The organism is Pseudomonas putida (assembly GCF_028682175.1).
GTDB classification, from domain to species: Bacteria; Pseudomonadota; Gammaproteobacteria; order Pseudomonadales; family Pseudomonadaceae; genus Aquipseudomonas; species Aquipseudomonas putida_AD.
Window position 1 is genome coordinate 34,105 of the sequence record NZ_JANHKS010000027.1, and the last position, 20,385, is coordinate 54,489.

Below are 20,385 nucleotides of genomic sequence, written 5' to 3' on the forward strand. Positions count from 1 at the left end.
TCAGTCTCAGCGTGACAACCTTCATCATGAAAACTGGCAGCCATCGAAGAGTTCTCTAACCTACCAGCATGAATACTCGCTTATTGCCGGACACCACCCTCATGACTGTCATCTCCCGCCTTTATTACCTGCTGATGCTCGCCCTTTGCTTCTGGCCTTTTGCCCTCGCGCATGCAAGCGAATGCAATCAATACGAGCCCGCAGATGCAACCTTGAGCGGCACCCTGACGCGCCAGGTCTTCCCCGGCCCGCCAGGTTTCGAAGACGTGGTCACTGGTGACGAACCGCAAGTTGGTTTCTACCTGTCGCTCTCCGAGCCCCTGTGCATGACCGGCAACCAGAACGAGGCCGACATCAGCGTCGAAGACAACGAAACACTGGTGCAACTGGTACTCCAGGCCACCGACTACGACAACCTGCGCCCCTATCTGGACCAGCCGGTGGTGCTCAACGGCACGCTATTCGGTGCCGTGACGGGCTTCCACCACACCCAGGTGTTGATGCAGCAGGTGCAACTGGTCAGCGGCATGAAGGCTGCGCCTGTGGACTGCGAACTGCTGAACCAGAAAGTCGGCATGCACGAAGAAACCTACACGCCGTCGTTGCAGGGCAAAGTCATTGGGGGCAGGGCGTGGATCTATCAGGCGCCCAACCCGACGTGCAGCGACAAACGCCAGTTCATCGCCCAAGGCACCCCGGTCAGCGTGACGTCTATAGCGAATGGCGGGTGGGTGCGTGCGGAGGTTGCGGGCAATGGCGGCAAGCCGCTGGTGGTGTGGCTGGATCAGGCGCAGGTTTTGTTGGGGTTGGGGGATGCGGAGTAGGAGACGCTGCGTGGCGAATCACCGGGAGGGATGAAAACCGTAATTTGCCTCTACGGATAGACTCAGTATGTAACCGCGTACACACCAAACCCCCACCCACAAAAAAGCCCGCACATCGGCGGGCTTTTTATACACAGCGGATTCACAGAACATCTCGCACGCACTGGAATCAAAAATGGCGCACCTGGCGGGATTCGAACCCACGACCCCTGCCTTCGGAGGGCAGTACTCTATCCAGCTGAGCTACAGGTGCAATGCGGGCGCCATGATACTCATCTGGCCTGCGTGCGTCCATGCTGGCGAGTGACTGTTGTCGATTTCGTACGTTTCCGGATGTTGTAAGCAGCGTCGACCAGAGTTTTTTGCCAATGCGACGGCGTGCGTTCTTTTTTTCGAACACCCTATTGTCCTTTGCTGCTGTTGAACCTAGGATTCGTTTGAGATTTCAAACGCTCCCATTCGCTCGCCCTGCTGTCCGCGAGATGCGCAGGGGCCAGCGGCAGTTTTCCTGACGGCAGCCTCTTGATAGAGGCGCCTTTGAACAATCAATAATTCGCCCCGCCCTGCGCGGTGCTGTTTAGGAGGCCGACATGCAGCTCAAAGATTCGAAGTTGTTCCGCCAGCAGGCGTACATCAATGGCGCCTGGGCCGATGCCGACAGTGGCCAGACCATCAAGGTCAACAACCCGTCGAACAACGAGATTCTGGGTACTGTGCCGAAGATGGGCGCGGCCGAAACCCGCCGTGCGATCGAAGCTGCCGACAAGGCGCTGCCGGCCTGGCGTGCGCTGACTGCCAAAGAACGTGGCGCCAAGCTGCGTCGCTGGTTCGAGCTGATGCTGGAAAACCAGGATGACCTGGGCCGTCTGATGACGCTGGAGCAGGGCAAGCCGCTGGCCGAAGCCAAGGGCGAGATTGCTTACGCTGCGTCGTTCATCGAGTGGTTCTCCGAAGAAGCCAAGCGCGTGTATGGCGACGTGATTCCTGGCCACCAGCCGGACAAGCGTCTGATCGTGCTGAAGCAGCCAATCGGCGTGACCGCTGCGATCACCCCGTGGAACTTCCCGGCTGCGATGATCACCCGTAAAGCCGGCCCTGCGCTGGCTGCCGGTTGCACCATGGTTCTGAAACCTGCTTCGCAAACCCCTTACTCCGCGCTGGCGCTGGCTGAACTGGCCGAGCGCGCTGGCATCCCTGCTGGCGTGTTCAGTGTCGTGACCGGCAGCGCTGGCGACATCGGCACCGAGCTGACCAGCAACCCGATCGTGCGCAAGCTGTCGTTCACTGGTTCGACCGAGATTGGTCGTCAGCTGATGGCCGAATGTGCCCACGACATCAAGAAGGTCTCGCTGGAGTTGGGCGGCAACGCGCCGTTCATCGTGTTCGACGACGCGGACCTGGATAAGGCCGTCGAAGGCGCGATCATCTCCAAGTACCGCAACAACGGCCAGACGTGCGTCTGCGCCAACCGCATCTATGTTCAGGATTCGGTCTACGACGCGTTCGCCGAGAAACTGCAGGCGGCGGTCGCCAAGCTGAAGGTCGGCGACGGCCTGGCCGATGGCACCACTACTGGCCCGCTGATCGACGAAAAAGCGGTCGCCAAGGTCAAGGAACACATCGCTGATGCGCTGGGCAAAGGCGCGAAAGTGCTGAGCGGCGGCAACAGCCTGGAAGGCAACTTCTTCGAACCGACTATTCTGGTGAACGTGTCCAAGGATGCGGCCGTGGCCAAGGAAGAAACCTTCGGCCCGCTGGCGCCGCTGTTCCGCTTCAAAGACGAAGCTGAAGTGATCGCGATGGCCAACGACACCGAGTTCGGTCTGGCGTCGTACTTCTACGCGCAGAACATGAGCCGCGTGTTCCGCGTGGCCGAGGCGCTGGAGTACGGCATGGTGGGTATCAACACCGGCCTGATCTCCAACGAAGTCGCGCCGTTCGGTGGCGTGAAGGCTTCGGGCCTGGGCCGTGAAGGTTCCAAGTACGGCATTGAGGACTATCTGGAAATCAAATACCTCTGCCTTAGCGTTTGAAGCTGCTGCGCTCGGTGAGGCTGCGTTGGCAAGGTTCGAAAAAATACTCATTGGCTACAGCCAACTCCGTTTTTTTCGAACCTTGCCGCCTTGCCTGACCGTCGCTCGCGACGCTTCAATGAGAAGTTCTAACCCGCGCAGCGCGAGAGCGACGTTGCGCGGGTATTTGTAGCACCCACCCATTTGGTGGCCGGGAGGCTGCGGCAGTCGATCATCGTATGCTGCCGCTGTTGACCCCGCCGCTTGATCCTTGAACCACGCCGCCCGATGAGCGGTGAATGAGGAAATCATGAGCAAAACCAACGCATCCCTGATGAAACGCCGCGAAGCCGCTGTACCACGTGGCGTTGGTCAAATTCACCCGATCTTCGCCGAGTCCGCGAAGAACGCTACCGTTACCGACGTTGAAGGTCGTGAGTTCATCGACTTCGCAGGCGGTATCGCGGTACTGAACACCGGTCACCTGCACCCGAAAATCGTTGCGGCCGTTCAAGAGCAACTGACCAAGCTGACCCACACCTGCTTCCAGGTGCTGGCGTACGAGCCGTATGTCGAGCTGTGCGAAAAAGTGAACGCCAAGGTTCCAGGCAACTTCGACAAGAAAACCCTGCTGGTCACCACCGGTTCCGAAGCGGTTGAAAACGCCGTCAAGATCGCTCGCGCTGCCACTGGCCGTGCTGGCGTTATCGCGTTCACCGGCGCTTACCACGGCCGCACCATGATGACCCTGGGTCTGACCGGTAAAGTCGTGCCTTACTCGGCCGGCATGGGCCTGATGCCAGGCGGCATCTTCCGCGCCTTGTACCCGAACGAGCTGCACGGTGTAAGCGTTGATGACTCCATCGCCAGTATCGAGCGCATCTTCAAGAACGACGCCGAGCCTAAAGACATCGCTGCGATCATCATCGAGCCTGTGCAGGGCGAAGGTGGTTTCTACGTCGCGCCGAAAGCCTTCATGGCTCGCCTGCGCGAACTGTGCGACAAGCACGGCATCCTGCTGATCGCTGACGAAGTGCAGACTGGCGCTGGCCGTACCGGCACGTTCTTCGCCATGGAACAGATGGGCGTTGCCGCCGACCTGACCACTTTCGCCAAGTCCATCGCTGGCGGCTTCCCGCTGGCCGGTGTCTGCGGCAAGGCCGAATACATGGACGCCATCGCTCCAGGCGGCCTGGGCGGCACCTACGCCGGTAGCCCGATCGCGTGCGCGGCGGCCCTGGCGGTGATGGAAGTGTTCGAAGAAGAACACCTGCTGGACCGCTGCAAGGCTGTCGGCGAGCACCTGGTGACCGGTCTGAAGGCCATTCAGGCCAAGCACCCGGGCGTGATCGGTGAAGTGCGTGCCCTGGGCGCGATGATCGCCGTCGAGTGCTTCGAGAACGGTGACACCCACAAGCCAAACGCCGCTGCCGTGGCTTCCGTGGTCGCCAAGGCGCGCGAGAAGGGTCTGATCCTGCTGTCGTGCGGCACCTACGGTAACGTGCTGCGCGTGCTGGTTCCGCTGACCTCGCCAGACGAGCAACTGGATAAGGGCCTGAAAATCATCGAAGAGTGCTTCGCTGAAATCGGCTGATGCCAGAAGGGCGCATTGTTGAAAATGTGACCTGTTCGTCAGAAAAAACCTGCTTCGGCAGGTTTTTTCGTTTATTGACGTCAGAAATTTTGCTTTCGGCCTGTCTCCCACGCCAGTCTTTGACTAATGTACGAAGACTGGATGCCGGAGAGTCATGATGACCGTTGTAGAGGCGCCTTCCGTTCCCCGTGTGTTGATCGCCGAAGCCGATCCCTGGGCCCGTGAGATGCTCAGTGAGTTGGTGCTGAATGTGCGTTGCGATGCACAACTGGATGTGTGCCCGGATGGAAAGCAGGCTGTGGACCTCATGCGCGGGTTCATTCCTGACCTGGTGATCGCCTCCCGCGAGCTGCCCGGCGTGGATGGCCTGAGCCTGCTGCGTGGCGTGCGGATGCTCAAACGCCAGACGCCCGTACGCTTCATTCTGCTCAGCAGCCGCAATGACAGCGCCAGTGTGCGCGAGGCCGTGCAACTGGCGCCCACGGCGTACCTGACCAAACCCCTGAATATCGACAACCTGCGTCAGCGGCTGGAAAACCTGTTGCTGCGCGATGGCGCCCACGTGGCCTGCGAAGTGCCGGCACTGGCACCGGGCGTGGGGCTGGATGCATTTCTGGAAAAGCGTCGCGAGTTGGCCGATGGCGGGCCGTTGTACGTCGATGTGCGAGAAGTGCTGACGCGCAGCCGTAATGCCGCCGGCGTCGATCTCAAGCTGCTGGAACACGAGCTGATCGAGGACCCGCATGTCACGGCTGTGCTGATTGCTGCATCCAACAGCGCTTCGCAGCACCAGGGCAAACCGCAGCAGACCCTCGGCCAGGCGCTGACCACGTTGGGCGCCACCCAAAGCGCGAATCTGGTTCAGGGGCTGGCACTCAAGCGCGGCGCGATCCTCACGGACGCCAATCTCATCCTGCAGGCCAGCCAGATCTGGGATGTCTCGCGGCGCACCGCAGGTTATGCGCGCATCCTGGCGCGCACGCTGGATTTGAACCACGAGCGTTGTTATTGCGCCGGATTGCTCAGAAGCCTGGGGGACTTGTCCGTGGTGCGTTGTCTGCAGGAGTGGTTGCAGGCCGGCGGCACGCTGGACGAAACCACCATCGCCCGTGCCCTTGAGCAGTATTCCGCCGCGTTCGGCTCGGCCTTGCGCACCCGCTGGCGCTTGCCGCTGGAGCTGCGTGAGTTGATTGCGGCGGTTTATCAGTACAACACCGGGGTCTATACCCGGGAGGTGTTGGCGATGAACCTGGCTGGGCAAATGGGGCGGCTGGGGCTGGAAGATCCGCTGGAGGCGCTGGCCAAGAGCAAATCGGCGCGGCTGCTGAAGGTCAATGCGACGGATCTTGAGCGGGTGCGGAACAAGCTGGTGGCGTGAAATCCGATCCGTAGCAGCACGGCTTGCCGGCGGGGGCGGAGTGTCAGTGATCGATGTAGTGACTGACACGCCGCTCCCGCCGGCAAGCCGTGCTGCTACGGGCAGGTGTGCGCCGGGAATTACACCAACACAATCTGATTCTTGCCCTGACGCTTGGCCTGGTACATCGCCGCATCGGAGCGGGCGAACAGGGCTTCCAGGCTCTGGTCCTGTTTGCCGAGATTGGTCAGGCCCTGGCTTGCCGTGATGCCGAAGCTCTTGTCGTCACGGGTGAACACCAGGCGCTGGATTTCCCGTTGCAGACGCTCGGCGATCTGCTTGGCCATGTCCGGTGCGCAGCCAGGGAACACCGCCGCGAACTCCTCGCCGCCAATCCGCCCGAACAGGTCGCCGCGTCGTAACGTCTTGCGACCGCATTCGGCAATGCGTTGCAGCACCACGTCGCCTTCCTGATGCCCGTAGGTGTCATTGACCAGCTTGAAGTCATCCACGTCCAGCAGCAGAAACGCCATCGGCGTGCCCTGCAGGCGGGCCTGTTCGAACTCGCGTTGCGCGCACTCGAAGAAGTGACGACGGTTGCTGCTCTGGGTGAGGACGTCGGTGGTGGCCAGGCGTTGAAGCTCGTCTTCGAGCTGTTTCTTCTCGGTGATGTCTTCGGCGATGCCGACCACGGTCAGGCGCTGGCCGGCCTGATGGCTGACGAAGCATTTGTCACTGAGCCAGCGCACCTGGCCGTCGGCGCGGATGATGCGGTACTCGCGATCTTCGATGGAGCCCTTTTCCAGCACTTCACTCAAGCTGCGCTCGGCGTAGTCCAGGTCGTCGGGGTAGATACTGTCGCGCCACTCGCCGAAGTCGGCCAGCAGCAGCCCTGCGGAGCGACCGAAAATACGCTCGTACGCGGGGCTTACGTAGATCATGCGCTGAGTTTGCCAGTCGAACGCCCAGAGTACGGCGTTGACGCTGACCAGAAGAGAGCTGAAAAGCTGTTCCCGCTCGCTCAGGCGTGCCACTTCGGCCTGGGCGTGCATCAATGCCAGCAGGGTTTCTGCTGTTGCGGGTGTTTCGATCGAGGATGTCGAGTTGTCCATGAGCACTGCATCTCAGAATAAGGTGCGGCGCACAGCCACAACATGTCACACAGCATAGTGCGAAGGTGCTAATGAGATGGGCATAGTGGCACTAAGTTCCGACGAGCGCGTGCTCATGGAGCACGCGCTGATTAACGGCCTAGGCGTGAGAAGGGCGTAGCGAGTAGGTCTTGAGCTGATCGGCGAAGTCGCGCAGGGACTGGATGCCGCTGGCTTCGGCTTCGTGTACCCAGTCCTTGATGGCGGCCAGCATGTCGTGGCCGTTGCTGCTGGTGCGGGCCCAGATCTGTTGCAGCGCCAGGCGTTTTTCGTAGATCACCTTCAACGCCTGGCTGTGCTCGAGCATGGTCTGGATGTGCAACTGATGCTTGTCATCCAGCAGGCTGGTTTCCCGGGACAGCAGGCGTTTGGCGCGGCGGAACTGGTGGCGAACCGAGGCGTCGGCCTTGGCCAGTTCCTGTTTGACCAGCGGCGCGATCACCAGCTTGCGGTACTGGGCCATGATCTGGAACCGGTTGTTGAGGATCGCCATGGCGGTGTCCATGTCCACATGGCCCTTGCCCTCGACGCGGTGCGCGATTGGGGCGACCCGCTGCACCTTGGCCAGGCGCAGCCAGCAGAACAGCTTGATCCACGCCCAGCCCATGTCGAACTCCCAGCGCTTGACCGAAAGCTTGGCGGAGTTGGGGTAGGTGTGGTGGTTGTTGTGCAGTTCTTCACCGCCGATCAGGATGCCCCACGGCAGCAGGTTGGTCGCTGCGTCACGGCATTCGAAGTTGCGATACCCCACGGCATGGCCCAGGCCGTTGACCACGCCGGCGGCCCACAGCGGGATCCAGATCATCTGGATCGCCCAGACCGTGATGCCGATGACGCCGAACAGCGCCAGGTCCAGGACCGCCATGATCGCGATGCCCAGTTTCGGGTAGCGCGAATACAGGTTGCGTTCGATCCAGTCTTCGGGGCAGTTCTTGCCGTAGATGCGCAGCGTTTCAGGGTTCTCGGCTTCGCTGCGATACAGCTCCGCGCCCTTGCGCAGAACGGTCGACAGGCCCTTGACCACCGGGCTGTGGGGGTCGTCTGCGGTTTCGCATTTGGCGTGGTGCTTGCGGTGGACGGCCGTCCACTCGCGGGTATTCTGCGCCGTGGTCAGCCACAGCCAGAAACGGAAAAAGTGCTTGAGGCCGGCGTTGAGTTCCAGCGAGCGGTGAGCTGAATAGCGATGAAGATAGACCGTGACGCCGACGATGGTGACGTGGGTCATTGCCAGAATGACTGCGACCAATTGCCAGACGGAAAGGTCGAGCAGACCGTTGTTCCACATAGGCTGAAATGCCCTCGGTTGTAACGCGAACAGATGGCGGGCGGCGATGGACCGACCCGATGCGGCAGCGCGCATTATCACTTAGCCAGCAGAGAAAACCAGTCGGCGATTTCGTAAAGCGTCGCAGGATGTTTCTTCCTCTATAATCCGTTTATTTCGTATGGCTTTGGCTTTTCCATGTCGACTATTACCCGTGATGCGCTCAAAACCGCACTGTTGTATGGGCTGCTGTCGATTTTCTGGCTAGCGTTCAGCGACTACCTGCTCCCCCTTCTGATCGATGATTCGATTCAGCTCGCCCGTGCCCAACTGATGAGCGGTTATGGCTGGCTGGCGCTCAGTGCGCTGTGCATTTTCCTCGCCCGCGCGCGGTTGTCGGGGCTGATGAGCGCAAGAAGCCGCGCCCGCCAGGACAAGGACATGCAAAGCCTGCGGCTGGCCGCGGCGGTGTTCGACTGCACGCTGGAAGGGGTGCTGGTCACCGACGCCGACGGGGTGATTGTCCACGTCAACCGGGCGTTCATGGAAATCACCGGCTACCAGCAGGACGAAGTGCTCGGCCAGCGGCCCAGCAAGTTCAAGTCCGGGCGCCACGGCCCCGATTTCTACGAGCGCATGTACAAGACTGTGCTGAGTGCAGGGCAATGGAGCGGCGAAATCTGGAACCGGCGCAAGAGCGGTGAAATCTACCCGCAGTGGCAGAGCATTCGCACCGTCAAGAACGATCAGGGCGCGATCACACATTTCGTTGCAGTCTTTTCCGATATTTCCTCGATCAAGCATTCCCAGCAGGAACTGGCCCATGCGGCGCATTACGACGCACTGACCGGCCTGCCCAACCGTCTGCTGTTCTCGGACCGTGCCGAGCAGGCGCACACCCATGCCCGGCGCAGCAAGCAGTCGTTGGGGCTGCTGCTGATCGATCTGGACCACTTCAAACACATCAACGACAGCCTGGGCCACAACACCGGCGACGAGGTGCTCAAGGCGGTCAGCGAACGGCTGGTCCGGCTGGTGGACAAGGGCGCGACGCTGGCCAGGCTTGGCGGCGATGAGTTTGCAGTGCTGGTGGAGGGGCCGAGGCAGTCCGTGCATGTGGTGGAGCTGGCGCAGGCGCTGCTGGACGGGCTGCGTGAGCCGTTTGTCATCGCTGAACAGACGCTGTTTCTGACGGCCAGCATCGGCATCAGCCTGTTTCCAAACGATGCGATGAACGCCGCGCAACTGCTGCGCAATGCCGACACGGCGCTGTTCCAGGCCAAGAGTCAGGGCCGCGAAGGCTACGCGCTGTACGCCGAAGAACTCACCGCGCACGCCCAGCGCCGGCTGGAGCTGACGGCTGAATTGCGGCGGGCCATCGAGCTGGACGAGTTGCGGGTGTTCTACCAGCCGATCCATAACCTCAAGACCCGCCGTATCGAAGGCGTCGAGGCGCTTGTGCGCTGGTGCCATCCGCAGCGCGGGATGGTATCGCCGGGGGAGTTCATTCCGGTGGCCGAGCAGAGCGGCCTGATCGCCGACATCGACAACTGGGTGCTGACCCAGGCGTGTCGGCAGATGTGCCTGTGGCATGAGGCGGGAGTCGGGCTGTCGTTCGTGGCGGTCAACGTGTCGAGCCGGCTGTTCGGGCGCGGTGACCTGGACACTCGCGTTGCCCAGGTGCTGGCCGAAACGGGGCTGGCGCCTGAGTTCCTGGAGCTTGAAGTGACCGAGAGCGCGGTCATGGACGACCCCGAGCAGGCCATTGAGCAGATGCACCGGTTGCGTGAGCTGGGGCTGAAGCTGTCCATCGATGATTTCGGCACCGGGTATTCGTCGATGCTGCGCCTCAAGCGCATGCCGGTGCAGAAGCTCAAGATCGACCAGGGGTTCGTGGCGGGCCTGCCGGGGGACGATGACGACATCGCCATCGTTCGCGCGATCATCGCGCTGGCCAAAGCCATGGGCATGCGGGTGCTGGCCGAAGGCATCGAGCAGGCCGATCAGGCGGCGTTCCTGTTGCATAACCAGTGCGAGTTGGGCCAGGGGTACTGGTTCGCCCGCCCGGTGCCAGCCGAGCAGATCGACTGGGAGCATGCACCGGTATTCGCCACCGCCTGACCGGCGATGGTCAACCTGTGGGAGCGAGCTTGCTCGCGAAGACGATATTTCGGTCGTCACAGTTGCAATGTCTGTACCGGCCCCTTCGCGAGCAAGCTCGCTCCCACAGGGGGTGAGTGCATTGAATATTGCGTAAATTCATTTTGGTTATATCTGCATTCTTAAATAGTATTTTTAAGAATAACCGCTCCTCTCTAATATCGCTCCTACGCCACAAGCAGCTGCCTTCCCACGACGCTGCGGGCACTTCATTTTCAGGAGCACGACAATGAGCGCATCTCTTCGCAGCGTCGACGGTCAGGACGAACAAAGCATTCTGCGTGAAATTCAAAGCGCGCTGCGCGATCTGCGCTTCGGCGCGGTGGAAATCACCGTGCACAACGCACAGGTGGTGCAGATCGAGCGCAAGGAAAAATTCCGTTTGCAGAACCCGGGCAAACAGCAGGGCTGATTAACGGAAAAAAGCTTCACCAAAAACTAGAAAAACGCCAACAACACCGATTTCCAGGAGCTTGATTCATGTCCATTCGCCGTTACGCGCTGGCTGCTCTGGCCAGTGCCGTGTTTGCCGGATCCGCCGTTGCCAAGGATTACCAGCTGTTGAACGTGTCCTACGACCCGACGCGTGAGCTGTACCAGGACTACAACGCCGAATTCATCAACTACTGGACCAAGGCCCACCCAGGCGACACGGTCAAGATCAACCAGTCCCACGGCGGTTCGGGCAAACAGGGCCGTTCGGTGATCGACGGCTCGCCTGCCGACGTGGTGACCCTGGCGCTGGCCGGCGACATCGACGAAATCTCCAAACTGGGCAAATCGCTGCCCGCCGACTGGCAAAAACGCCTGCCGGACGCCAGCACCCCGTACACCTCGACCATCGTGTTCCTGGTGCGCAAGGGCAACCCGAAAGGCATCAAGGACTGGGGTGACCTGGTCAAGAAAGACGTTTCGGTCATCACGCCAAACCCGAAAACCTCGGGTGGCGCCCGCTGGAACTTCCTGGCCGCCTACGCCTACGGCCTGAAGGCCAACAACGGTGACGAAGCCAAGGCCAAGGCCTATATCACCGAGCTGTTCAAGCACGTTCCAGTGCTGGACACCGGTGCTCGCGGCGCTACCATCAGCTTCGTGCAGAACAACCTGGGCGACGTGCTGCTGGCCTGGGAAAACGAAGCATTCCTGTCGCTGAAAGAAGACGGCGGCGCCGACAAGTTCGATATCGTCGTGCCTTCGCTGTCTATCCTGGCCGAGCCACCTGTGGCGGTCGTCGACAAGAACGCCGAGAAGAAAGGCAACACCGAAATCGCCACCGAATACCTCAAGCACCTGTACAGCAAGGAGGGCCAGGAGATCGCGGCGAAGAACTTCTACCGTCCGCGTGACAAGGAAGTGGCGGCCAAGTACGAGAAGCAGTTCCCGAAACTGGACCTGGTGACCATCGACAAGGATTTCGGCGGCTGGAAGTCGGCGCAGCCTAAATTCTTCGACGACGGCGGCGTGTTCGATCAGATCTACGTACCGCAGTAATACGCTGCGGCCCCTGTAGGAGTGAGCTTGCTCGCGATTGTGATTTGTCTGTATCCAATGTTTTGACTGACACGACGCCATCGCGAGCAAGCTCACTCCTACAGGAACTTGAAAAAACCTACCCGGACTCGCTCCGGGTAACCTGTATCAACCAAGGACACTTATGTCTCGACGCATATCCCCCGTCATACCCGGCTTCGGGCTGACGCTGGGTTACACCTTGGTGTACCTCAGCCTGATTGTGCTGATACCGCTTGCGGTCATGTTCATCCACGCCTCCCAGCTGAGCGCTGCCCAGTTCTGGAACATCGTCACCGCGCCACGGGTGCTGGCCGCGCTCAAGCTGAGCTTCGGCACGGCGTTCTTCGCGGCGATCATCAACGGCATCATCGGTACGCTGCTGGCTTGGGTGCTGGTGCGCTACACCTTCCCGGGACGCAAGATCATCGACGCGATGATCGACCTGCCGTTCGCATTGCCCACCGCCGTTGCCGGTATCGCGCTGACCGCGCTGTACACGCCGACGGGCCTTGTGGGGCAATTCGCGACTGACCTGGGTATCAAGATCGCCTACACCCCCCTGGGCATCACCCTGGCGCTGACTTTTGTCACCATGCCGTTCGTGGTGCGTACCGTGCAGCCGGTATTGGCGGACATTCCCCGTGAAGTCGAAGAGGCTGCCGCCTGCCTGGGCGCCCGGCCGCTGCAGGTGTTCCGCTACATCCTGGTTCCGGCCCTGCTGCCCGCCTGGCTGACCGGCTTTGCGCTGGCCTTCGCCCGGGGCGTGGGTGAGTACGGCTCGGTGATTTTCATTGCCGGCAACATGCCGATGAAAACCGAGATCCTGCCGCTGCTGATCATGGTCAAGCTCGATCAGTACGACTACGCCGGCGCAACAGCCATCGGTGTGATGATGCTGGTGGTGTCGTTTATCCTGCTGCTGCTGATCAACCTGTTGCAGCGACGCATCGAAACCCCTAACTGAGGAGGCGCACGTTATGTCTGGTCCATCGCTTATCGCCGCTTCCTCCGCCAACGCTGCCCGTCGTGGCAGTGCGGTGTCGCGGCGCATCCTGATCGGCCTTGGCTGGCTGGTCTTTGCATTGTTTCTGTTGTTGCCATTGGTGGTGGTGGTCAGCCAGGGCCTGAAGAACGGCCTGGGCGGATTCTTCACCGCGATCCTTGAGCCGGACGCACTGTCGGCCCTGAAGCTGACGATCTACGCGGTGCTGATTTCCGTGCCCTTGAACGTGGTGTTCGGCGTGGCGGCGGCCTGGTGCGTGAGCAAGTACTCGTTCCGTGGCAAGGCCCTCCTGGTGACGCTGATCGACCTGCCGTTTTCGGTGTCGCCGGTGATCGCCGGTCTGGTCTACATCCTGATGTTCGGCGCCCGTGGCGTGTTCGGCCCCTGGCTGCAGGATCACGACATCCAGATCGTCTTCGCGCTGCCGGGCATCGTGCTGGCGACCATCTTCGTCACCGTGCCGTTCGTGGCCCGTGAGCTGATCCCGCTGATGCAGGAGCAGGGCACGCAGGAAGAAGAGGCAGCGCGACTGCTGGGCGCCAATGGCTGGCAGATGTTCTGGCACGTCACCGTGCCGAACATCAAATGGGGCCTGATCTACGGCGTGGTGCTCTGTACCGCGCGGGCCATGGGTGAGTTCGGCGCGGTGTCGGTGGTTTCCGGCCACATTCGCGGCGTGACCAACACCCTGCCGCTGCATGTCGAGATTCTCTACAACGAGTACAACCACGTGGCTGCATTTGCCGTGGCGAGCCTGTTATTGATCCTTGCGCTGTTCATCCTGCTGCTCAAGCAGTGGAGCGAAGCGCGCATTAGCCGTCTGCGCCAAAGCGCGGCGGAGGAATAATTCATGTCGATCGAAGTCCGTAACGTCAGCAAGAATTTCAACGCCTTCAAGGCCCTCAACAGCATCGATCTGGATATCCAGAGCGGCGAGCTGGTGGCGTTGCTGGGTCCGTCCGGGTGTGGCAAGACCACGCTACTGCGCATCATTGCCGGGCTTGAAACCCCGGACCAGGGCAACATCGTGTTCCATGGCGAGGACGTGTCCGGTCACGATGTGCGTGATCGCAACGTCGGGTTCGTGTTCCAGCACTACGCGCTGTTCCGCCACATGACGGTGTTCGACAACGTCGCCTTTGGCCTGCGCATGAAGCCGAAGAACCAGCGCCCGAACGAATCCCAGATCGCCGCCAAGGTTCACGAACTGCTGAACATGGTGCAACTGGACTGGCTGGCCGATCGCTACCCGGAGCAGTTGTCCGGTGGCCAGCGCCAGCGTATCGCCCTGGCTCGCGCCCTCGCGGTGGAGCCGAAAGTGCTGCTGCTCGACGAGCCGTTCGGTGCCCTGGATGCCAAGGTGCGCAAGGAGCTGCGCCGCTGGCTGGCGCGCCTGCATGAAGACATCAACCTGACGTCGGTATTCGTGACCCACGACCAGGAAGAGGCCATGGAAGTCGCCGACCGCATCGTGGTGATGAACAAGGGTGTGATCGAGCAGATCGGCTCACCGGGCGAGGTGTACGAAAATCCGGCCAGCGATTTCGTCTACCACTTCCTCGGCGACTCCAACCGCCTGCACCTGGGCGAAGACAACCATGTGTTGTTCCGCCCCCATGAAGTGTCGTTGTCGCGGCATGAAGTGGAAGGACACCACGTCGCCGAAGTGCGCGACATTCGCCCGCTGGGTGCGACCACCCGTGTGACCTTGAAGGTTGAAGGCCAGCCGGACCTGATCGAAGCCGAAGTGGTGAAGGACCACGACAGCCTGATCGGCCTGGCGCGCGGGGAGACGCTGTTCTTCAAGCCGAAGGTTTGGCAGAAGATCGCAAACCTGTAGCCCGTACACGATCCGTAGCAGCACGGCTTGCCGGCGGGGGCGGTGTGTCAATTGACAAATGTCTGGCTGACACACCGCTCCCGCCGGCAAGCCGTGCTGCTACGGGATCGAGTTGAATCTTTATACCGCGGCTTTCTTCAGGTTTCGCTTGTGGGTACGGCCCACTTTCCCCTCGATGTTGCCCTGCAACTTCTTCCTCATTCCCATCAGAAACGCCGCTTCGGCCGTGACGAACAGCGGGCCGATGATCAGGCCTGAGAGGTCGTCGACAAACGCCGGTTTGCGACCTTCGTAATAATGCCCCACGAACTGGATGATCCAGCCCACCACGAACAGGCCCACGCCCGAGGCGAGCCAGACCATGGTGCTCTGCTGCGCCAGATGTGCGCCGATCCACAGGAACAGCGCCAGCACGATGCCCAGCGCTATGCCCAGCGGCCTGTCCAGACGCAGGTAGAACAAGGTGGCCGCCACGGTCGCCAACAGGGCCGGGGAAAGCCACAGTTCGCCCAGTGCCCAACTGCTCCAGCCGGGGCGTGACAGCAGCACGGAAACTGCCAGCACGATCAGCGGCACGCCGACGAAATGCGTGGCGATGTTGCGGGTGTCACGGTGGTAGGACGCGTACTGACTGAGATGATCGACGAGGTTTTTCATTGTTATTCCTCTATGGATACGTGGATCATGCCCGCTCATTTCTATCTGGCGGATCCATCGGAGGAACCAGCCTGCAATAAAACGCCATCAAGAAAAAGGAGATTCACGTGACGAATGGAACCCAATGGCGCTCATGGTTGGATAACGACAACTGGTTCAACGATCTGCCCACTTCCTTGCAGGATAGCCTGCTGGTGGGGATGCGGCAGCGGCGGTTCACGCCCGGCAAACTGGTCTTCGAGCATGGCGAGCCATCCTGCGGCCTGTACGCCCTGCTGGCCGGGTCGATCCGCTTTAACGGTATCAAGCAGCAACGCCTGGACCTGCCACCTGCCAAAACCCGCATGCCGTACTGGTTCGGCGAGGTTTCGCTGTTCGACGCGTTGCCCCGACTGCACGATGTCTTCGCCGAAGACCAGATCATCGTGCTGCATCTGCCCCAGGCCATCCTGACCAGAATCCTCGAAGACAATCCGCACCACTGGCGCTACTTCGCACGACTTCTGGGGCGCAAGCTCGGCCTTGAGGTGCCGCCGAACGATCAGGTGACCTTGTTACCCACCGATGAGCGTGTCGCCTATCGCCTGCTGCTGCTCACCGAAGGCTACGGTGAAATCGACCGCTCGACCCGCAGCGTTTCCATCAACGACGTGCTGAGCGAGCGGGGGCTGGGGCTGACGCCGGAAGTCGTCGACCGGGTGGTTGGGTACTTCGCAGAGCGCGGCATCGTGCACCGCGACGGCGATTTCATCAGCGTGCTGGACGTCGAGCGCTTGCGCAAGGCTGCGCGTCACCGCCTGACCGGGGGCTAGGGATCAGCGCATCCCGTCGCGGTACTGGCTGGGCGTCATGCCGGTCCAGCGCTTGAACGCCCGGCTGAAGCTGCTGGTGTCGGCAAAGCCCAGGAGAAAGGCGATTTCACTGAGCGAACTGCCTGGGTCGCGCATGTGCAGCAATGCCAGGTTCTGCCGGCACTGGTTCAGCAGCAGGTCGTAGCTGCAGCCTTCATCGGCCAGGTGCCGTTGCAGGCTGCGCAGGCTCAGGTGCAGGTGCTGGGCGATGCGCTCCGCCGAGGGTTCGCCTTCGGGCAGTTGCGCTTCGATGGCAGCACGCACTTTGCGCTCCCAGGTCAGGGGGCTGAGTTTTTCCAGCGTGCGATTGAGCACGGCCTCGTTGTGCTCGGCCAGTTCCGGGTTGGCATCGTCCAGATGGCTGTCGAAATCGGCGCAGGCGAACTCCAGCAGGTTTTCCGTGGCGCCGAAGTGCAGCGGCGCACGGAACACGTCATGCCAGGGCTTGGCGTCGGCAGGTTCGGGCCTGACCAGGTGCACCGCCAGCGGCGCGTAATGCCGGCCCAGACGGTTGCGGCACGTCCTCACGTAAATCGCCGCGAAGGCATCCATGGCCTCATTGGCCGGCATCGGCCCGCCCTCGGGCACGCGAAAGCGAAACTCGTAACGCTCGCCCACGCGGATGAAGCTCAGGTCCAGCGCGTCGCTGACCACCGGGTGGTAGCGCACGATCCGCTCGAACACTTCACGCAACGAACCGCTGGCCACCAGCGCGTAGCCCAGGGCGTGGAAGGTGGTGGGGCTGACGAACCGCGACACCCGCAAACCCAGCGCCGGATCGCCGCTGGCCTGCACCGACAACTCCCAGAAACGCGTGGTCACGGTCACCGGATAGCGCGCGTTGGGGTCGTCCATCAAGTGCGGGTCCAGCCCCGCCGCCTGGCTCAGCGCGAGACTGTCCAGGCCCAGCGCGTCGAGTTGCTTGCGCAGGGCACGGGTCCAGCTGGCGAGAACACTTGGGTCAGACATAAAGATTGGCGCCTGCGGTCAACAGCTTGGCGTCCACGGCCGGGCAGTCTTGGGCCCTGCACGGCACAGTGGAGCCTCGTTTTTCTTCATCATAAAACCGGAGAATGGAAGCATGCACGAGACTTCTGCAAGTGCGGCCGGACTGAATGCACAACAGCGATCAGCCCATATTCGCGCGGTGGTTACGGCCCGCGGTGTCGAGTTGCGCCAGCGCTACCCGATCCTTGCGCATCAGGATGCAATCGGCGCCGGCATTCTGCTGTTCGCGCTGGCGGGCATGACTGGCTGCGCAGCGCTCTACCTTGGGGGCTACATGGCCTGGTGGGTGTGCCTGTTGCTCAATGCCTTCTTCGCCTCGCTGACCCACGAACTGGAGCATGACCTGATCCACAGCATGTACTTTCGCAAGCAGCGCGTGCCCCACAACCTGATGATGGCGCTGGTGTGGATGGCGCGCCCGAGCACCATCAACCCATGGATTCGCAGGCACCTGCACCTCAATCACCACAAGGTGTCCGGCACCGAGGCGGACATGGAAGAGCGGGCCATCACCAACGGCGAACCCTGGGGCATCGCGCGGCTGCTGATGGTGGGCGACAACGTCATGTCGTCGCTGATCCGCATGCTGCGGGCCAGAACCTGGACGCACAAGTTGAGCATCCTCAAGCGCACCTTGCGGGTGTATGCGCCGCTGGCCTTGCTCAACTGGGGCGCCTGGTATGTGTTCCTCGGCTTTCATGCGGCCAACGGCGTTGCGAGCCTGATGGGCACTTCGCTGGCCTGGTCCAGCGACACCCTGGCCGTGATGCAGGTGATCGACATCGCCGTGGTAGTGCTGGTGGGCCCCAATGTATTGCGCACGTTCTGCCTGCATTTCGTCAGTTCCAACATGCATTACTACGGCGATATCGAGAGTGGCAACGTCATGCAGCAGACCCAGGTGCTCAACCCGTGGTGGCTGTGGCCGATGCAGGCGTTCTGTTTCAATTTCGGCAGCACCCATGGCATCCATCACTTTGTGGTGAAGGAGCCGTTCTACATCCGCCAGTTGACCGCGCCGGTCGCGCACCGGGTCATGGCCGAGATGGGTGTGAGGTTCAACGACTTCGGCACCTTCGCCCGGGCGAACAGATTTGCGAAAAGTCTGGCGGGATAAAAATTTCTGTAACAACCCCACCGTATTCTCTGCTCATCCCCGGCGAGCTGGGGGCAGACAGCGTGATTTATCAGGGCCGCTCCTTAAGGCAGGGGGTGGCCCTCTTTTTTTTCCGGCGGCAATCACCTGTTTTTGCGATATATGAATTCGAGTTATTAATAAATATCTTCTTATTCTTTTTCGAATATATATCCCGTCCCTATACTCGCCGCCATGAACGCAAAAATGCAGGAGGCGAAGGCCATGCATAACGAATCGATCCGTTACCTGATCGTGCCAGGCTGGCAAGGATCCGCCGAAGACCATTGGCAGACCCATTGGCAAAACAGCTTGCCCAACAGTGTGCGCGTGGAGCAGGCCAACTGGCTGACGCCGCGGCGCGAAGACTGGGTCGGTGAGTTGCAACGGGCCATCGCTGCCGACAGCTCGCCGGTGATCCTGATCGCCCACAGCCTGGGCTGCGTGACCGTGGCTCACTGGGCGCAACTGGCGCCGCTGGAAACCTTGCGTCAGGTGCGCGGTGCGTTGCTGGTCGCCCCGGCTGACGTCGAGCGGCCCAACTGCCCGCCTGCCATCCGCAATTTTGCGCCTGTTCCCGAACACCTGCTGCCCTTCCCGGCGCAAGTGGTCAGCTCCGACAACGACTCTGCCGTCAGCGCCTTGCGGGCGATGGAAATGGCCCGCAACTGGGGCGCCGAGATCGGCATCCTGAGCGGCGCCGGGCACATCAACGTGAAGTCCGGTCATCAGCGCTGGGAGCAGGGTTTCGCCTACCTCTACCGCCTGCAGAGCCGCATCGAACAACAGGCTCGCCGCCGAGCATGAGTGCGCATAACACGATCTTTTTCGCCGCAGTGATTCGACAGGCGCTGCGGCCTTTTTTTTAACGCTCAAGTCCACGGAAGGCTTGGGCGGGAGACTGCCATGAGCCAGACCGACGTACCCACCCAGCCCCTCCTCACATTCCCCGAAGCTGAAAAAAGCCCCCTGAGCATACGCGCCAAGGCGCTGGTGTTTTTCGACCCGCGCTCACGCCGCCTGCGCGAAGAAATGGAGCAACTGGCGCCGCTGGACCTGCCGGTGCTGATTCGTGGCGAACCGGGCACGGGCAAGGAACTGCTGGCGCGGCACATTCATCGCGGCAGTGACCGTTCTGGGCTTTTTGTATCGGTCAACTGCGGCTCGATCAGCCCGACTTACGCCGATGCCGAGTTGTTCGGCTACGCCGCAGGCGCCCACAGCGGCTCGGCCAGCAGCCGGGCGGGCTGGTTTGGTTCGGCCACGGGCGGCACGCTGTACCTGGATGAAATCGCCGATCTGCCGCTGACGATTCAGATCAAGCTGCTGGCGGCGCTGGAAAATCACGAAGTGACCCGCGTGGGCGCGTCCCAGCCGAGCCCGGTGGACGTACGCCTTGTTGCGGCCACCAGCATCGACCTGAGCCTGGCCGTGGCCGCCGGGAAGTTTCACGAAAGGTTGTATCGTTACCTGAGCGAGGGGCGGCTGGATCTGCCGGCGCTGCGCGAACAGCCGGGCAACATCCTGCCGCTGGCCGAGTATTTCCTGGGGATCTACAGCCAGCGCCTGGATTTCGCGATGCCGTTGATCAGTGAAGCCGCCCAGAGTGTGCTCGAAGCGCACTACTGGCCGGGTAATACCCGGGAGCTTGAGAATGTCATTCACTTTGCGCTGCTGGTCAGCAGCGGGGCGGAGATTCTGCCGGAGCATTTGAATCTTCCGCAGTTCGGCGGCTTGCACCGTCCGTAGCAGCACGGCTTGCCGGCGGGAGCGGTGTGTCAGCCACACATTTTTCGACTGACACACCGCTCCCGCCGGCAAGCCGTGCTGCTACGGGGGGTAGTGGTGTGATCAAAAGTGCGGTTTAGACACATCCCTACTGGCCAAAAGCCTTCTGAGAACTAAAAAGCATATATCCGAGATGAAAAAGTATTGTCTCGGAATAAAAAATCTCGGTAATGTCCGCCTCAGCCGCCAACCCGACCGGTTCGACTCCGCGGCACTCTCAATAAGGGTT

The 20,385-nt window shown here is 61.3% G+C and carries 17 protein-coding genes, 1 tRNA gene and 1 pseudogene; 14 read left to right on the forward strand and 5 right to left on the reverse strand.

Going from position 1 to position 20,385, the window contains the following annotated elements:
* The first annotated feature begins 101 nt into the window (after positions 1–101).
* A complete protein-coding gene (locus tag NPS29_RS18350) occupies positions 102–824 on the forward strand; it encodes a DUF4431 domain-containing protein (RefSeq protein ID WP_274134162.1) in 723 nt (240 codons plus the stop codon).
* A 176-nt stretch (positions 825–1,000) separates the two neighbouring features.
* On the opposite strand, the gene NPS29_RS18355 is transcribed toward NPS29_RS18350, so the two are convergent.
* Positions 1,001–1,077, reverse strand: a tRNA-Arg gene (locus NPS29_RS18355).
* A 337-nt stretch (positions 1,078–1,414) separates the two neighbouring features.
* Between NPS29_RS18355 and gabD the strand changes: the two genes are divergently transcribed.
* The 3 genes from gabD (at position 1,415) to NPS29_RS18370 (ending at position 5,808) form a co-directional block, all read left to right on the forward strand.
* Positions 1,415–2,857, forward strand: coding sequence for an NADP-dependent succinate-semialdehyde dehydrogenase (gabD, locus tag NPS29_RS18360; protein ID WP_274134163.1), 1,443 nt, complete (start codon positions 1,415–1,417; stop codon positions 2,855–2,857).
* Positions 2,858–3,146: 289 nt separating this feature from the next.
* A complete protein-coding gene (gabT, locus tag NPS29_RS18365; protein WP_274134164.1) occupies positions 3,147–4,430 on the forward strand; it encodes a 4-aminobutyrate--2-oxoglutarate transaminase in 1,284 nt (427 codons plus the stop codon).
* A gap of 154 nt (positions 4,431–4,584) precedes the next feature.
* Positions 4,585–5,808 (forward strand): HDOD domain-containing protein, encoded by a 1,224-nt coding sequence (locus tag NPS29_RS18370; protein WP_274134165.1) that lies wholly within the window; start codon positions 4,585–4,587, stop codon positions 5,806–5,808.
* A gap of 119 nt (positions 5,809–5,927) precedes the next feature.
* Here the strand turns inward: NPS29_RS18370 and NPS29_RS18375 are convergent, their stop codons facing one another.
* The gene (locus NPS29_RS18375; RefSeq protein WP_274134166.1) at positions 5,928–6,899 is read right to left on the reverse strand and encodes a GGDEF domain-containing protein; all 972 of its coding nucleotides are present in this window, start codon (positions 6,897–6,899) and stop codon (positions 5,928–5,930) included.
* A gap of 139 nt (positions 6,900–7,038) precedes the next feature.
* A complete protein-coding gene (desA, locus tag NPS29_RS18380; RefSeq protein WP_274134167.1) occupies positions 7,039–8,223 on the reverse strand; it encodes a delta-9 fatty acid desaturase DesA in 1,185 nt (394 codons plus the stop codon).
* Positions 8,224–8,400: 177 nt separating this feature from the next.
* Here desA and dibA point away from each other — a divergent pair, with 177 nt between their 5' ends.
* From dibA to NPS29_RS18410, 6 genes are all read left to right on the forward strand, one after another.
* Positions 8,401–10,323 carry a phosphodiesterase DibA gene (gene dibA, locus NPS29_RS18385; protein WP_274134168.1) on the forward strand — a complete coding sequence of 641 codons (1,923 nt, stop codon included), beginning with the start codon at positions 8,401–8,403 and terminating at the stop codon, positions 10,321–10,323.
* Between the two features lie 268 nt (positions 10,324–10,591).
* Positions 10,592–10,774 carry a sulfur starvation response protein OscA gene (gene oscA, locus NPS29_RS18390; protein ID WP_274134169.1) on the forward strand — a complete coding sequence of 61 codons (183 nt, stop codon included), beginning with the start codon at positions 10,592–10,594 and terminating at the stop codon, positions 10,772–10,774.
* Positions 10,775–10,842: 68 nt separating this feature from the next.
* Positions 10,843–11,853, forward strand: coding sequence for a sulfate ABC transporter substrate-binding protein (locus NPS29_RS18395; RefSeq protein ID WP_274134170.1), 1,011 nt, complete (start codon positions 10,843–10,845; stop codon positions 11,851–11,853).
* Positions 11,854–12,016: 163 nt separating this feature from the next.
* Complete coding sequence (gene cysT, locus NPS29_RS18400; RefSeq protein WP_274134171.1) at positions 12,017–12,838, forward strand: sulfate ABC transporter permease subunit CysT; 822 nt, start codon at positions 12,017–12,019, stop codon at positions 12,836–12,838.
* A 13-nt stretch (positions 12,839–12,851) separates the two neighbouring features.
* Positions 12,852–13,724: a sulfate ABC transporter permease subunit CysW gene (cysW, locus tag NPS29_RS18405; RefSeq protein ID WP_274134172.1), complete on the forward strand. Its 873-nt coding sequence runs from the start codon at positions 12,852–12,854 to the stop codon at positions 13,722–13,724.
* Between the two features lie 3 nt (positions 13,725–13,727).
* Entirely contained in the window at positions 13,728–14,717 is a 990-nt protein-coding gene (locus NPS29_RS18410) for a sulfate/molybdate ABC transporter ATP-binding protein (RefSeq protein ID WP_274134173.1), read from the forward strand.
* A 120-nt stretch (positions 14,718–14,837) separates the two neighbouring features.
* On the opposite strand, the gene NPS29_RS18415 is transcribed toward NPS29_RS18410, so the two are convergent.
* A complete protein-coding gene (locus NPS29_RS18415) occupies positions 14,838–15,374 on the reverse strand; it encodes a DUF962 domain-containing protein (protein ID WP_274134174.1) in 537 nt (178 codons plus the stop codon).
* 107 nt (positions 15,375–15,481) lie between these two features.
* Here NPS29_RS18415 and NPS29_RS18420 point away from each other — a divergent pair, with 107 nt between their 5' ends.
* The gene (locus NPS29_RS18420) at positions 15,482–16,186 is read left to right on the forward strand and encodes a Crp/Fnr family transcriptional regulator (RefSeq protein WP_274134175.1); all 705 of its coding nucleotides are present in this window, start codon (positions 15,482–15,484) and stop codon (positions 16,184–16,186) included.
* A gap of 3 nt (positions 16,187–16,189) precedes the next feature.
* On the opposite strand, the gene NPS29_RS18425 is transcribed toward NPS29_RS18420, so the two are convergent.
* A complete protein-coding gene (locus NPS29_RS18425; RefSeq protein WP_274134176.1) occupies positions 16,190–17,194 on the reverse strand; it encodes an AraC family transcriptional regulator in 1,005 nt (334 codons plus the stop codon).
* Between the two features lie 112 nt (positions 17,195–17,306).
* On the opposite strand from NPS29_RS18425, the gene NPS29_RS18430 reads away from it, so the two are divergent.
* The 3 genes and pseudogenes from NPS29_RS18430 to NPS29_RS18440 all read left to right on the forward strand — a co-directional run.
* Positions 17,307–18,350: a fatty acid desaturase gene (locus NPS29_RS18430; protein ID WP_274134177.1), complete on the forward strand. Its 1,044-nt coding sequence runs from the start codon at positions 17,307–17,309 to the stop codon at positions 18,348–18,350.
* A gap of 243 nt (positions 18,351–18,593) precedes the next feature.
* Positions 18,594–19,175, forward strand: a complete 582-nt coding sequence (locus tag NPS29_RS18435; protein WP_274134178.1) for an alpha/beta hydrolase — start codon at positions 18,594–18,596, stop codon at positions 19,173–19,175.
* A 99-nt stretch (positions 19,176–19,274) separates the two neighbouring features.
* A pseudogene (locus NPS29_RS18440) lies at positions 19,275–20,090 on the forward strand (sigma 54-interacting transcriptional regulator); the annotation flags it as partial.
* Positions 20,091–20,385 lie beyond the last annotated feature (295 nt).